Below are 255 nucleotides of genomic sequence, written 5' to 3' on the forward strand. Positions count from 1 at the left end.
ATGGCGAACTGCTGGACGTAGTCGCTATCGATGACAGCGGGGTGTCCTCGCTGCCAACACAAGTCACTGCACCCGATATCACTGCGCCTGCGGCCCCGACCGAACTGGCCGTCAGTGCTGACGGTACTGTGCTCACCGGCCGTGCCGAACCCGGTAGCACGGTACGTATCTTGGCAGCCGATGGCACTGAACTAGGCACTGCCGTGGTCGGCCCGACCGGCGTGTTCAGCATCAACCTGACTCCGCCACAAGTAG

Annotated in this window: 1 protein-coding gene; it reads left to right on the forward strand. The window is 62.7% G+C overall.

The features are described from left to right. The coding region (locus DM807_RS00245) for an Ig-like domain-containing protein (RefSeq protein WP_179026930.1) at positions 1–255 on the forward strand (255 nt) is incomplete at both ends.

The sequence above is a fragment of the Pseudomonas hunanensis genome, assembly GCF_013393325.1.
In the GTDB taxonomy this organism is placed as follows: domain Bacteria; phylum Pseudomonadota; class Gammaproteobacteria; order Pseudomonadales; family Pseudomonadaceae; genus Aquipseudomonas; species Aquipseudomonas putida_P.